The 13,624-nt window shown below is 31.3% G+C and carries 14 protein-coding genes; 2 read left to right on the forward strand and 12 right to left on the reverse strand.

The window, feature by feature from the left end; all coding sequences use genetic code 11:
* Nucleotides 1-34: 34 nt before the first annotated feature.
* From B2741_RS04210 to rlmN, 6 genes are all read right to left on the reverse strand, one after another.
* A complete protein-coding gene (locus B2741_RS04210; protein WP_291135728.1) occupies nucleotides 35-1,645 on the reverse strand; it encodes a hypothetical protein in 1,611 nt (536 codons plus the stop codon).
* Nucleotides 1,646-1,679: 34 nt separating this feature from the next.
* Nucleotides 1,680-2,363, reverse strand: a complete 684-nt coding sequence (locus tag B2741_RS04215; RefSeq protein ID WP_291135730.1) for a hypothetical protein — start codon at nucleotides 2,361-2,363, stop codon at nucleotides 1,680-1,682.
* On the reverse strand, nucleotides 2,350-2,919 hold the full coding sequence (locus tag B2741_RS04220) for an RNA polymerase sigma factor (protein ID WP_291135732.1): 570 nt from the start codon (nucleotides 2,917-2,919) through the stop codon (nucleotides 2,350-2,352). The genes B2741_RS04215 and B2741_RS04220 overlap by 14 nt, the downstream gene beginning before the upstream one ends.
* Nucleotides 2,920-3,158: 239 nt before the next feature.
* Nucleotides 3,159-4,139 (reverse strand): polyprenyl synthetase family protein, encoded by a 981-nt coding sequence (locus tag B2741_RS04225; RefSeq protein ID WP_291135734.1) that lies wholly within the window; start codon nucleotides 4,137-4,139, stop codon nucleotides 3,159-3,161.
* A gap of 115 nt (nucleotides 4,140-4,254) precedes the next feature.
* Nucleotides 4,255-5,412, reverse strand: a complete 1,158-nt coding sequence (locus B2741_RS04230) for a carboxypeptidase-like regulatory domain-containing protein (RefSeq protein ID WP_291135736.1) — start codon at nucleotides 5,410-5,412, stop codon at nucleotides 4,255-4,257.
* Between the two features lie 140 nt (nucleotides 5,413-5,552).
* Nucleotides 5,553-6,593: a 23S rRNA (adenine(2503)-C(2))-methyltransferase RlmN gene (rlmN, locus tag B2741_RS04235; RefSeq protein ID WP_290820986.1), complete on the reverse strand. Its 1,041-nt coding sequence runs from the start codon at nucleotides 6,591-6,593 to the stop codon at nucleotides 5,553-5,555.
* A 92-nt stretch (nucleotides 6,594-6,685) separates the two neighbouring features.
* Here rlmN and B2741_RS04240 point away from each other — a divergent pair, with 92 nt between their 5' ends.
* Nucleotides 6,686-7,327 (forward strand): O-methyltransferase, encoded by a 642-nt coding sequence (locus tag B2741_RS04240; protein ID WP_291135739.1) that lies wholly within the window; start codon nucleotides 6,686-6,688, stop codon nucleotides 7,325-7,327.
* Here B2741_RS04240 and B2741_RS04245 read toward each other — a convergent pair.
* The 6 genes from B2741_RS04245 to B2741_RS04270 all read right to left on the reverse strand — a co-directional run bounded on the left by B2741_RS04245 (nucleotide 7,311) and on the right by B2741_RS04270 (nucleotide 12,750).
* Nucleotides 7,311-7,883, reverse strand: a complete 573-nt coding sequence (locus tag B2741_RS04245; RefSeq protein ID WP_291135741.1) for a phosphatase PAP2 family protein — start codon at nucleotides 7,881-7,883, stop codon at nucleotides 7,311-7,313. The genes B2741_RS04240 and B2741_RS04245 overlap by 17 nt on opposite strands.
* A gap of 1 nt (nucleotide 7,884) precedes the next feature.
* Nucleotides 7,885-8,232 (reverse strand): twin-arginine translocase TatA/TatE family subunit, encoded by a 348-nt coding sequence (locus B2741_RS04250; protein ID WP_291135743.1) that lies wholly within the window; start codon nucleotides 8,230-8,232, stop codon nucleotides 7,885-7,887.
* 102 nt (nucleotides 8,233-8,334) lie between these two features.
* Nucleotides 8,335-10,611 carry a M1 family metallopeptidase gene (locus B2741_RS04255; RefSeq protein WP_291135745.1) on the reverse strand — a complete coding sequence of 759 codons (2,277 nt, stop codon included), beginning with the start codon at nucleotides 10,609-10,611 and terminating at the stop codon, nucleotides 8,335-8,337.
* A gap of 16 nt (nucleotides 10,612-10,627) precedes the next feature.
* On the reverse strand, nucleotides 10,628-11,134 hold the full coding sequence (locus B2741_RS04260) for a DUF6702 family protein (RefSeq protein WP_291135747.1): 507 nt from the start codon (nucleotides 11,132-11,134) through the stop codon (nucleotides 10,628-10,630).
* 16 nt (nucleotides 11,135-11,150) lie between these two features.
* Nucleotides 11,151-11,921, reverse strand: coding sequence for a hypothetical protein (locus tag B2741_RS04265; protein WP_291135749.1), 771 nt, complete (start codon nucleotides 11,919-11,921; stop codon nucleotides 11,151-11,153).
* Nucleotides 11,922-11,973: 52 nt separating this feature from the next.
* The gene (locus B2741_RS04270) at nucleotides 11,974-12,750 is read right to left on the reverse strand and encodes a carboxypeptidase-like regulatory domain-containing protein (RefSeq protein ID WP_291135751.1); all 777 of its coding nucleotides are present in this window, start codon (nucleotides 12,748-12,750) and stop codon (nucleotides 11,974-11,976) included.
* Between the two features lie 112 nt (nucleotides 12,751-12,862).
* Between B2741_RS04270 and pepE the strand changes: the two genes are divergently transcribed.
* Nucleotides 12,863-13,570, forward strand: a complete 708-nt coding sequence (pepE, locus tag B2741_RS04275; protein ID WP_291135753.1) for a dipeptidase PepE — start codon at nucleotides 12,863-12,865, stop codon at nucleotides 13,568-13,570.
* The last annotated feature ends 54 nt before the right edge of the window (nucleotides 13,571-13,624 follow it).

Raw genomic sequence — 13,624 nt, forward strand, 5'->3', positions numbered from 1 at the left:
TTTTTTAAACAGAGAACTCAACTTAACCCTAAATTTAATTAAAATCAAAGCGTATTCCTAATGAAACGTTGTTTTGATCAATATTATTGTTCTTGAACATTGGATTTAAGTCATATTTAACATATAGACTGGTTTGACCATATCCTAAATAAGCGCTTAACCCGTATGTAAAATCAGAAACATTGAAATCTCCTTTTTGTTTTTCTTTTACTTTAATGTCGTCAACTTCGTATTTTAAAATTTGTTTTGACTTAATGCGAACACCTCCATAACCTCCAATTCCTAAACGAACCGACTCATGTGTTCTGAAATAGGTTTTTGTACCATCTTTTGAAAGTTTTTTAGGTGTAAAATCGAATTCTAAATGCAATGGCGCTGTTAAATACACATTTCTAAAACGAGAATCATCTAATTTTACAGTTGATGTAACTAAATCTGTTTGATCACCATTTTTAACGAAATAACGATTATCAGTTGGACGAAGATTGTTATACATCAATGATAGTCCGTATTTAGCATGAAGCAGATTGTTGTTTTTGAAAATTCTTGAATTATAAGTAACTCCCCATTCATAAAAATGCGAACCCCAAACTCTATAATCTGAATCTTCTAAATTTTCTCCGTCGGTAATCACATTATTTAAACCAAAGGCAAAAACAAATTGTGATGTAGTTCTTTTAGATTTTCTTTCGGCTTTATCTTTTTCTCCATTGTAGATTTTCATGGAGCCTAAGTTGATTTCGGTCCTATTTTCTCCAATAGAATCATCTTTACTACTTCCTAAAACAATCTTAGTTCCTCCTCTTTTTGGTTTGTCATCAGAATCAGAAATTTTACCATCCACTTTATCTTGAACCAATTGAGCTAATTTTGCTTCTTCAATTGCTACTTTAGTTTCAATATTGTTAGCACGTTCTTGAGCAATTTTAGATTTCAAATCTTGTGCTTTTTCAGCTGAAATTTCTCCTTCTTTTACTTTTAAATCAATTGCTTCAACTTCTTTTTTTAAAGCGTTTTTTTCTTCAGTAGTAATCATTTCAATGCTGTTTGCAATTGCTTTCGCTTTATCTTCAAATGAAATACTTTTTGAATTTCTACCTTTTATAATTCCAGTTTCTGAAACAGAATCATCTACAATCTCAAGTTGTATGTCTTTAAACCAAATTTGACCTGTTCCATCTAACAAGACGCCATAAGAAAAATCTGTTGCATCTTGAGGTACAAATAAAACAACTTCGTATTTAGCCCAATCACTTGTTCCTTCTATAGCTCTATTTTGCATATTATCAAAAGAAAGAACTTTATCATTATAATAATCAATTCGCATCCAAAGTCCAGCCCAAGATTTTACTTTTTCACTTTTAACATAACCTGTCATTTTGATAGTTTTTCCCAAATATAAATCAGGCTTACTCGATTTCATTAAAGTTCCAAAACCCTCTATTTTTTTATCAATAGATCGTATAGTTAAAACTTCTTGCTCGTTAGATGTTGATTTTTTTGACAAACCCATTTCATAACTTTCTGGCTTACTTCCACGTGCAATCCACTCGGTTGATTTCTCTATAGTTTCTATTTCCTGCGCAACGGCTTTTGTTAGGAAACTAAACACCATAACGATGGTGTACAAAATAATTTTTTGCATGACTGTTTGATTTTTAATTAATGATGATTTTTGTTTATTCGTAATTTCTATTCGCTAAAGCTGATTTAGCATCTTTAAACTTCCTATTTAATTTATCTAAAGTAGTTTCTCTGTGATTTTCGTCTAATTCTTTTTCAACATTTGTTAGTAACGAATTAGCATCTACTTTCATTTTAGCTTTTGGACTTATTTTTTTATCTGAAATAATCACTTTTTCACCTGTTTGAACTTCGGCTAATAAATTTTCAGGCGAAACATATTTGTATGAGTTGGGAGTTTGAAGTTGGGAGTTGGGAGTGATTTTTTCTTCCAAATCATTTTCCGGTTTTATCAATTCATTTGTTTCCTTTGATTTCTTGTTTTTTTGCGTTTTTGAAAAGTTTACTTCATTTTGAACTAAAACGGATTGTTCTTTTTCAACTAAAATCTCATTTATTTTAGTTGTTTCAATTGAATCTGTTTCTTCATTAATGGTTGTTACAATTGGTGTTGAAATATTAATTTCTGTTGTTTCGTTTGAATTGAAAAGGAAAAATCCCAATCCGAAAAAAAGTATCGTAGAAGCGGCCACAAAAAACCAACCATAACCTTTCTTTGGCTTTTTTTCTTCTGAAACCGTAAGCATAGCATCTAATCGGTCCCAAGCTTGAGTTGATGGCTGAATTTCTCTAGCATTCAGCTTTTCTCTTATTTGATTATCTATTTTATTTGGTTCCATTTAATTTGTTTTTTAAGTCGGTGATTTGTTGTTGCAATAACTTTCGGGCGTGTGATAATTGCGATTTTGATGTTCCTTCACTTATTTTGAGCATTTCAGCTATTTCCTGATGTTTGTAGCCTTCAATCGCATATAAATTAAATACCATTTTATAACCATCGGGTAAATTGTCAATCATGTTTTGAATGTCATCTACCGAAAAATCTTCCATTTCATAAACCGATTCATTCTCACTTACCGTAACATCATCTATATCTTGGTGATTGAAATTATTCTTTTTCACCCGAATAAAATCGATACATTCATAAATCATAATTCTGCGAATCCAACCTTCAAAACTACCTTTGTGTTCAAAATTTTTCAGATTAGTAAACACTTTCATAAATCCTGTAATCATTACATCTTCTGCGTGGTGAATGTCTTTTATGTATTGGCGACACACACTTAACATTTTAGAAGAAAACTTGGCATAAATCTGCTGTTGTGCTTGTCGATTATTTTCAACAGCCAACATAATAAGTTGTTTTTCTTCTTGATGTAATTGAATTACTTTCATTTTTCAAGTTCAATGTCAAGTTCAATATCAAACTCAAATTTATACTATTTGAAATTGATTTTTGGTCTTGGGCTTGTTATTGAATTATTGCTTCTAATTATATAGACGAGAATGTTTTGAAAATGGTTGCATGAATCTTTAAAAAAATAAAAAAACTTCTAATTAAGGAACGCAGATTGAAATAATTAGAGAAATTTTAAAAATTGAAATTGACTTTTGCCCTTGAAATTGAACTTTTTTTATTTTTTTCTTTCAATAACGTAATTTACCATTAAAATAAGGGAATCTTTATAAGTAGATGTTGGGAAATCTTGTAATAATGAAAGTGCTTCTTGCTGAAATTGCACCATTTTTTCTTCGGCGTACGTTAATCCGTTTTTGTCTTTTACAAATTGGATAACTGCTGCAACGCGCTTTTTATCTTTATTATGATTTTTTACCGAATTGATTACCCAACTTTTTTCTTTTGGAGAACAATTATTCAAAGCGTAAATCAGTGGCAATGTCATTTTTTGTTCTTTGATGTCAATTCCGGTTGGTTTTCCAATAGCGTCATCGGTATAATCGAATAAATCGTCTTTAATTTGAAATGCCATTCCGATAAGCTCTCCAAATTTTCGCATTTTCTCGACCACATCTTTATCTTCTGGAGCAACAGAACATGCGCCAAGCGAACAACAAGCTGCAATTAAAGTAGCTGTTTTTTGTCGGATAATTTCGTAATAAATATCTTCAGTGATGTCTAATCTGCGTGCTTTTTCAATTTGAAGTAATTCGCCTTCACTCATTTCACGAACTGCGACTGAAATGATTTTTAACAAATCAAAATCGTTATTATCAATAGAAAGCAATAAACCTTTTGAAAGCAAATAATCACCTACTAAAACGGCAATTTTATTTTTCCAAAGCGCATTCAAAGAAAAAAAACCACGACGTTTGTTACTATCGTCTACGACATCATCATGAACTAAAGTTGCAGTATGGATTAATTCAATAACCGAAGCACCACGATATGTTCGCTCATTAATGGAACCACCCGAAACCATTTTAGCCGTTAAGAAAACAAACATTGGTCGCATTTGTTTTCCCTTTCGATTTACTATGTAATGTGTGATTCTGTTTAATAAAGCCACTTTTGAAGACATGGAATCGCGAAACTTCTCTTCAAAGAGTTCCATTTCATTTGCGATGGGTAGCTTTATTTGTTCGGTTATTTTCATTGAGGTATCAAAAATACAAAAACAAACTCGTTAGTCAAAAGTTTAGCAAAAGATTATAAAAAAAGAGACTCCGAACTTTATCGAAATCTCTTTGATTTTTTAGAATGAAAACCTATTAATTTTTAATAGAATCAACAAATTGCTGTTCGCTTTCTTTTAAAGGAAAAATGTTGTTCATTTTCCAAAATTTCTCTGTGTAATTAGTGCCAGCTTCAAAAATAGTTTTTCCATCAAAACCTTTTTCTGGTATTTCTACGTCGTTTTTGCTATCAAGCACTAATAAATCAAAAGTACCACTAACATTGTCGTGTACTTTTTTACCCATTTGAATATAAATATTAAAACTACTTTTATAGTAAACCAATTCATATTGGTTATTTACAAACTTAAACTTACACCAAACCGATTGGTCATTAAGTTTTAATTTAGCAATTAATATATTTTTAAGTTTTGAATTTTTCTTGTGAGATTCTGCTATTTCAACCTTAAATTCAATTATTTTATTGGATTTATTATCTACGATAACATAACCTTCGTACAATAATTCATCGCTATCTGCATTCGGAATTATTTTAATGAATTCGTATTCAAACCCAGCTGCATCTCTTCTTAAATATCGATCAAAAGTATATTCTTTACTCTTAATAAGATTTTCAATTCCATCAAAATTATAAGCATATTTTACATAATCTCTTACATTGTAGGCCGAATCCATTCCATTCAAAACAGAACTCGTTGAATCTTGCAAATTGGATTTTATAGCTCTACTTTGATTTATTTGTAAAACCGATTTACCATTTCCTTTTTTAATGAAATAATCCATTTTAGCATCTGAATACTTGGTATACTGATTGTTAATTTTTACAATTTCTCTACCATATGTAGTTAACTTAGTGTTTTTTACGGCACGAACTTTAGCGTCTTTTATTAACGATTTCAAAAAATCTCTACCTGAAACATTTGAGATTATTAATTCATCTAAAACATACACTTTTGGACTTAGATAAATTTCAACTTCCTTAGTTTCAAACACGACTTTCTTGGTTTCGTAATTGATATGACTAATCTCAACTTCTTTAATGTGATGTAATGAAAATTCACCATTTTCATTTGTCATCGTGCCAGTCAAATTTCCCGAATTATCTTTAAAAAGAATATTTACAAAAGGAACCGTTTCTTTTGTTTCTGCATCTTTAATAATTCCTTTTGTAATGTTTTCTTGTGAAAAACTAAACGTAAAAAAAAGTAGAAAAAATAAGGTGTGCTTAATCATAATGTTTGATGTGTGTTTATTGAAACTGAAATTTATTTCTTAAATAAAAAAAATTTCAGTTGTACGAAGATACTGTTTCTTACAAAAAAACACGTATTTCCTACATCTTTTTATAGCACAAAAATTACAATAATTGAATTTTAAGATTTATTTGCTAATTGACCACAAGCCGCATCAATATCTTTTCCACGACTTCTTCTCACTTTTGCAACAATATTACTTTTTGCTAAAGCCGTAATATAAGCGTTAGTTGCCTCTTCTGATGCTTGTTGAAACATACCGTCGTCAATAGGATTATACTCGATAAGATTAACTTTACATGGTACATATTTACAGAATTTCACCAAAGCATCAATTGATTTTTTATCGTCATTGATTCCTTTCCAAACTACGTATTCGTATGTAACTTTGCTTTTCGTTTTTCTGTACCAATATTCTAAACTTTCACGTAAATCGGTTAGTGGAAAATTTTTGGTAAATGGCATGATTTCATTTCGAATTTCCTCCACAGCTGAATGCAAAGAAACTGCTAATTTGAATTTCACCTCATCGTCTGCCATTTTTTTAATCATTTTCGGAATTCCAGAAGTAGAAACTGTGATACGTTTTGGCGACATTCCTAAACCTTCGGTAGACGTAATCATATCAATAGCTTTCATTACGTTTGGATAATTCATCAAAGGCTCACCCATTCCCATGAAAACGATATTTGATAGAGGTCGGTCATAATATAAACGACTTTCGTTATCAATTGCAGCTACTTGGTCATAGATTTCTCCTGGTTCCAAATTTCTCATGCGTTTTAATCTCGCTGTAGCACAAAAATTACAATCTAAACTACAACCCACTTGCGAAGAAACACAAGCTGTCGTTCGAGTTTCTGTAGGAATCAAAACCGATTCTACAATTAAGTCATCGTGCAAACGAACCGCGTTTTTAACTGTTCCGTCTTCGCTACGTTGTAAAGTATCTACTTTTATGTGATTAATTACAAAATTAGCTTCTAACATAGCGCGTGTTTCTTTAGACACATTCGTCATATCTTCAAAAGTATGCGCGCGTTTTTGCCATAACCATTCGTAAACTTGGTTGCCACGAAATGCTTTGTCTCCGTTAGAAACAAAAAAGTTGCGCAATTGTTCTTTAGTAAGTGCTCGTATGTCTTTTTTCTCGATTTGCATGGTGCAAAAGTAATGAATTTAGAATTTAGAATTCAGAAATTAGAAATTAGAAGAGTTGGAATTTGTATTTTTGTTGAAAATTTGATTTTATCATGCATTTCATATCAGAAGATTTAGAAGATTACGTTGCCAATCATTCACAAGCGGAACCTGAATTATTAGCGAAACTTAACAAAGAAACTTACCAAAAAATCATGCAACCTCGTATGTTGAGCGGTCATTTTCAAGGTAGAGTTTTGAGTATGCTTTCTAAAATTATTCGCCCAAAACATATTTTGGAAATTGGAACGTATACTGGTTATGCTGCTTTGTGTTTAGCAGAAGGATTGGCTGAAAACGGAACTTTAGATACAATTGATATTGAAGAAGAATTAGTAGATTTTCAAAGAAAATATTTTGATGCCTCGCCATGGAAAGATCAAATTTTTCAACACTTAGGCGATGCGGTTGAAATTATTCCAACACTAAATAAAAAATTTGATTTGGTTTTCATTGATGCCGATAAAGAAAATTACGTGAATTACTTTCACTTGATTGTTCCCATGATGAATAAAGGCGGAATTATCTTATCGGATAATGTCTTGTGGAGCGGAAAAGTTTTGGAAGAAGTAAAACCTAACGATAAAAGCACACCTGTTTTATTAGAATACAATCAACTATTGAACACTGACCCAAGAGTAGAGACGGTTTTGTTGCCTATTCGTGATGGTTTGACGGTTAGTCGTGTTTTGTAATGAAATTGTATTTTTTTCCAAAAAACAAGTACAATTTATAAAACACTAAACCAAAAGTTGCTCCAAACAAATAACCTGTAAGAATATCTCCTGGATAGTGCAATCCTAAGTAAATTCTGCTGTAAGCAAAAATTAGTGGAAACAAAAACAGCAAATAAGTGTGTTTATAATATTTGCGAAGGATTAATACAACAAACGTTGTAGAGGCAAATGAATTAGAAGCATGTCCAGAGAAAAAACTAAATGATTTTCTTGTGATTACTTCTCTAATTGTCCCATCAAGTTCGGGATTGTTACATGGTCGTAAACGTTCGAAAGAATATTTAAAAAGATTTGTAATTTGGTCTGTAAAAGTTATTAATACCGCTAAAAAAAGAATGATAATTCCTAAACCTTTCCAACCCACTTTCTTTTGAATGAGATAAAAAACTCCAACAAAAAGTGGTGACCAATAGATTTGTTTGGTAATAATTTTCCAAAAACCATCAAACGGTTCAGAACCTAATCCGTTTAAAAAAACAAATAATTCTTTATCTAGGTTAATTAACTGTTCCAAATTACAATTGTCTTTTTACAGGTCCGGTAATAGTTTCTATATCTTCTTTTACTTTTTCAATCGGATTTTGAACATCTAAATTGATGTTTTCCATAGGATTTACCATTTTTGCAATTCCCTCTTTTGCTTTTGCTATTTCATCTGAAACACCTCCTGTTAAAGTATTCATATCCAAACCAGCATCTTGAGTTCCTTTCTGAATTTCGCTTTTAATTTCGTTTGTTGCATTTTTTAACTGCGCCATACCTTTACCCAAAGCACGTGCAATATCTGGAATCTTATCTGATCCAAACAACATTAAAACTACTAGAATAATGAAAAATAATTCGCCTCCTCCTATTCCAAACATAACGTATTGTCTTGAAAATTAACTTCGCAAAGTTACAAAGTTTTATACCTACTTTATCTTAAAGTAATCAAAAAAAAGACTATCCGAAGATAGTCTTAATTCTTATTTTTTCTCTAAAGTATCAAATTTTGATTCTGTTTCTGCTTTAGGCCAATAATTATTTTCAACATCAATATCAGCTGTTTCTAATTTTGGATCTAATTGAATTTTTACTACTTTTTTCTCAGTTGCGAAAACACGTTTAGCAGTGTCGTTGTTTCTTCTCCAAATTTGAGCTGGGAATTTTTGTACTTCACTCGTTCCGTCTTCAAACTGAAGCTCTACGATGATTGGCATAATTAATCCTCCTGGCTTTTCAAACTCTACTTCATAGAAATATTTAGGCGATTTTAATGCATTTTTTTCTTCAGTCGTATAATTTTTATTTACATAATCAGAAAGTGCTTGAACACTATTTACATCCATTGCTTTTTTCAATTCAGGTTTAAAATCTGGAGCGTCTTCAGCAACTAAGTACAACATTGGTTCTCCATCGCTAATTTTTCTTCCTCTTCTATTAAACATTGCTTGAGTTTCTTTTGAAGCTTCAGTAGAAACGTAATATTGTTTAACTGTTTTCACTCCAATATCAGTATAATCTGTCGAATAGAACCAACCTCTCCAAAACCAATCTAAATCTACAGCTGAAGCATCTTCCATAGTTCTGAAGAAATCTTCTGGTGTTGGGTGTTTAAATTTCCAACGGTTAGCATAAGTTTTGAATGCGTGGTCAAACAATTCGTGACCCATAATAGTTTCTCTCAAAATATTTAAACCTGTAGCTGGTTTTCCGTAAGCATTAGCACCAAATTGATAAATATTCTCAGAGTTTGACATAATAGGTTCTAAATATTTTTGATTTCCTTTCATGTAAGGCACAATATTTTTAGCTGGACCTCTTGTTGCAGGGAATTTTGGATCGAATGAAATTTCTGTTAAATATTCTAAGAATGTATTTAAACCTTCATCCATCCATGACCATTGTCTTTCGTCTGAATTTACAATCATTGGGAAGAAATTATGTCCTACTTCGTGGATAATAACTCCTAACATTCCGTATTTAATTCGATCACTTACAAATCCTTTTTCGTCAGGACGACCGTAGTTCCAACAAATCATTGGATATTCCATTCCTTGATCTTCTGCAGAAACTGAAACTGCTTTTGGATAAGGATAATCAAATGTAAAATGTGAATATGTTTTTAAAGTATGTGCTACCGCTTTTGTTGACAAATCTCCCCAAAGCGGATTAGCTTCTTTTGGATAAATCGAAATTGCTAATGGTTTGTTTGTTGGTAAATCAACTGCCATCGCATCAATTATAAATTTTCTTGAGGTTGAAAAACCAAAGTCACGTACATTTTGTGCTTTAAATTTCCATGTTTTCTTTTGGTCTGAAAAACTACTTTCTTTTGCAACTGCCTCTTCTTGAGTAACAATTACTACTGGTTTATCAAACGTTTTTTCAGCTAATTCCCATCTTTTTACTTGTTCTGCAGTAAAAACTTCGCTTCTGTTTTGTAAAACTCCTGTTGCTTCCATAACGTGGTCAGCAGGAACTGTAATGTTTACTTCGTAATCTCCAAAAACTAAAGCAAATTCACCTCTACCCCAAAATTGCATGTTTTGCCATCCTTCAACATCATTGTAAACAGCCATTCTTGGGAAAAATTGTGCCATTACAAACAAACGGTTTCCATCAGGAAATTGCTCGTAACCAGAACGACCGTTGTTAGCTCCTTCCATGTAATTCACAATATTGTACCACCACTTGATTGAGAAAGAAACTTTTTCACCATTTTTTAATGGCTTAGGCAAATCGATTCGCATCATGGTTTGATTGATGGTATATTTCATTGGATTTCCTTTGGCATCTTTAACATATTCAATATTAAAACCTCCAGGAAAAGGACTTCCCATATATTTTTTTGCAAAACCACTTGTTGAAATGGCCTTGTCCATATTTTGACTTTCTACCAAAGGTGTTTTCGAATCAGGTCTTTCGATATTTTGGTCTAATTGTACCCATAAATATTCCAACGATTCTTTTGCGTTATTGTGATAGGTAATAGTTTCTGAACCATATAGTTTTTTATTCTTATCATCTAATTCCAGATTCATTTTATAATCTGCTTTTTGCTGATAATAAGCAGGTCCTGGAGCTCCAGAAGCTGTTCTGAACATATTAGGAGTGGCCATTTCGTCATACATTTGACGGAATTTATTCTCGTTATAATGTCCTAATTCACGCTTTTTTTCTTCTGTTTTCACTTCTTGAGCCAAGGCTCCAAAAGTAACTGCTAGAGTTAAAAAAGCACTAAGTACAATTGACTTTTTCATGGTATTTCAGTTTCTTTTAATAGACTATTTTTTGTTGCGCATCACTATTAGTAAACAAAAAGCTGTTTTTGTTACTATTAATATTTACATGAACAATATTTTGTTGTTCGCTGTAAACATCGGTTAGTAATGAATTAAAGATTTCGAAGGTATTTATTTTTTTTGAAATAGCAATTTTACTGTAAAAAATTAACACATCGCCTTCTACTTCTCGAGCTAAAAATTCAAGGTTTTGTGCTTTTTTATTTATGGAAATCTTTACGTTTTCCTTTAAGTAATCTTTAATTAAGGTTTCGGCTTCGGGCAATTCTTTCTTAGAAGTTAAATATACTTTCTTCTTGTATTTTTTTTCCAGTGCTTTTTCTAAATCGTCGATAAAAATTCTATGCGTAATTTCTATTCTTTTTTTATTAGGCACATAATCGATTTGAGTTACCGAAACATAAAACTTATGCCAAGCAAATGAGCTCAACAGCACAACCATAATGATTGGCAAAACAAATCGCAACAAATTCTTCTTCATTGGGTAAAAATAGTAATTATTCCTTTTGCTTTTCTAATTTATATGCTTTTGCTTTATCGGTTAAATACTGAATAAGCTGTAATTCATATTCAGATTTTAAAAACAATGATAAATCTTTGGCAGGCATTTCAGCATATTGCAAAAACAAGGGAATATCTTCATGTTTAATTTTTAAGGTTTCTACGAAAAAATTATGTGAAAAACGCTCAAACATATGGTGAGAAAAAGATTTAGACTGAATATCTCGCTGTCTTCGTTCTTCAAAAACTTGTTCTGAATACTTTTTAGGGTTTTTATCTTTTACAAATAAACTCACTAATCCAGCTCCTATAGCTAGAAAATTAAAATTCGACCCATTGGGCGCAAAATGACTTGGCATTGCAGTATTTACAGGTGTTCCTAACCGAACATCATCTTCATAATACATGACTTTTTTTGCATCAATTTTTGCAAAACCATCACCATAAACTTGGATTCGTTTTATGTCTTCTTCAATAATACCCGTAAGCGTATAGGGTGTAATTTCTACTTCATTTAACTCGGTAACTCTTACTTGCAATCTAATTTCTAATTCCTCTAACCAAAAATCCTTATCGGTTAAAATATATTTTTTGGAATCGTATGAAAGTCCTTGAATAAAAAGCGTATCCGTAGCTCTAGCTTTAATAGAAAATTTTCCATCCACATTCGTAACTGCTCCAATATTTGAAGTAATATTAAAAATCGTTAAATTTTCAACTTCTATTGAATCGGCAACAATTCTTCCTTTTAAAACTTTTCTTTCCACATGTTGTCCAAAACAAATTTGAACAAATAAAAAGAGTATGCAAAAAAGACCGTTATTTTTCATCTGCTTTGATTTTAGAAATTTCAAGTTCATTTAGCTTTAAATATTCCACCGCCAACTCTGATAAAATAAAAGACGCCATAGTTTTATTTTTATCTCTCATTGCTCTAGCAAATCTTTCATTTTCTGCTATATAAAACAGAAACCCATCAACATAAATTTCTGGAATTTTTAGTGTTTCAATAAAATACTCCCTTTCAAAATAATCAGAAGTTTTCAGTTGTAACATTTCTTTTCTTTCAACCACTAATTCTTTCTTTAACATACTTGTTCTTCCGCTAATCGAATTTATTAATCCATCAACACTCATTCCTCCCAAAGGAATTAATAACGGACTATACCATTTAAAATCTCCAGCCGTAGCTAATTTACGTTCTGCTGGAGTATATGTTTTTTGGTTGGCAGGTACAATTCCAAGAGCAACTGCATTTATATTTTTATATTGAATGATAGCAACCTCATCTAATTCATTAATGAGTGATTCCATTTTTACAAAAACCAAATCTTTTAAAAAATCATTGGCGGTTAATACATATCGTCTAGCTTTCAGATTAACTGCACTAAATTGTAGCGTATCAGAAATTTTTGCACTTATTTCAAAATAACCTCTTGAATCAGTAACAGCGCCATTTTTTTTTGATAAATTAATGATATGAATTCCTTCCAATAGTGAAGACTCAGAAACAACTTTACCTTTAATTATGGAGATGTCCTGAGAAAAAAGAAAACCTGGAATTAGTAAAAAAAAGAAAAATAGTTTTTTTATCATAAATGAAATCTTATCACATTGTAAATGTAATTAGTTCTCGTCAAAATGAAATCCTAATGAGATGATAAACTTATGTTAATACAATTTGATAAATTTGTAAAAAATTAATTTAATGAAAAATATTATAATTGCTAGTACATCAACTTTACATGGTGGCGACTATTTAGATTATTTATTACCTGAATTACAAACTTTCTTTTTAAACGTAAAAGAGTTGCTTTTTATTCCATATGCAAGACCAAGTGGTATTTCGCATGACGATTACACCAAAAAAGTTAGTAAGGCTTTTACAAAAATTAACATCACAGTAAAAGGAATTCACGAATTTGAAAATCCAATTGAAGCCCTTGAAAATGCGGAAGGAATTTTTACTGGCGGAGGAAACACTTTTTTATTAGTAAGCCAATTATACAAAAACAATGTAATTGATACTTTAGAAAAAGTAGTTAAAAACGGAACACCTTATTTAGGAACTAGCGCCGGAAGTAACATTTGCGGTTTAACAATGAGTACTACTAATGATATGCCTATTGTATATCCACCAAGTTTTAGAACTTTAGGATTTGTTTCGTTCAACATTAATCCTCATTATTTAGACCCTATTGAAGGTTCAACACACATGGGAGAAACGCGCGAAACCCGAATTAATGAATTTCACCATTTTAATCCGCAACCTGTTGTTGGATTGAGAGAAGGAAGTTGGTTAGAAGTTAAAAGAGATTCTGTAAAATTGAAAGGAGCTTTAACTGCTCGAATTTTCAAAAGAAATGAAACGCCAATTGAAGTGGCACCTGAAACCGAACTAAACGAATTAAAATAAAAAAAGCCTTGCAGATGCAAGGCTTTTTTGTAGAGCGGAAGACGAGGCTCGAAC

The organism is Flavobacterium sp. UBA7663 (assembly GCF_002483315.1).
Lineage (GTDB): Bacteria > Bacteroidota > Bacteroidia > Flavobacteriales > Flavobacteriaceae > Flavobacterium.

Coding starts and splice junctions, on each gene's coding strand:
- B2741_RS04270 (WP_291135751.1), bottom strand. CDS start 12,750: ATGATAAAAAAACTATTTTTCTTTTTTTTACTAATTCCAGGTTTTCTT.
- B2741_RS04225 (WP_291135734.1), bottom strand. CDS start 4,139: ATGAAAATAACCGAACAAATAAAGCTACCCATCGCAAATGAAATGGAA.
- rlmN (WP_290820986.1), bottom strand. CDS start 6,593: ATGCAAATCGAGAAAAAAGACATACGAGCACTTACTAAAGAACAATTG.
- B2741_RS04255 (WP_291135745.1), bottom strand. CDS start 10,611: ATGAAAAAGTCAATTGTACTTAGTGCTTTTTTAACTCTAGCAGTTACT.
- B2741_RS04230 (WP_291135736.1), bottom strand. CDS start 5,412: ATGATTAAGCACACCTTATTTTTTCTACTTTTTTTTACGTTTAGTTTT.
- B2741_RS04240 (WP_291135739.1), top strand. CDS start 6,686: ATGCATTTCATATCAGAAGATTTAGAAGATTACGTTGCCAATCATTCA.
- B2741_RS04260 (WP_291135747.1), bottom strand. CDS start 11,134: ATGAAGAAGAATTTGTTGCGATTTGTTTTGCCAATCATTATGGTTGTG.
- B2741_RS04210 (WP_291135728.1), bottom strand. CDS start 1,645: ATGCAAAAAATTATTTTGTACACCATCGTTATGGTGTTTAGTTTCCTA.
- B2741_RS04250 (WP_291135743.1), bottom strand. CDS start 8,232: ATGTTTGGAATAGGAGGAGGCGAATTATTTTTCATTATTCTAGTAGTT.
- pepE (WP_291135753.1), top strand. CDS start 12,863: ATGAAAAATATTATAATTGCTAGTACATCAACTTTACATGGTGGCGAC.
- B2741_RS04215 (WP_291135730.1), bottom strand. CDS start 2,363: ATGGAACCAAATAAAATAGATAATCAAATAAGAGAAAAGCTGAATGCT.
- B2741_RS04220 (WP_291135732.1), bottom strand. CDS start 2,919: ATGAAAGTAATTCAATTACATCAAGAAGAAAAACAACTTATTATGTTG.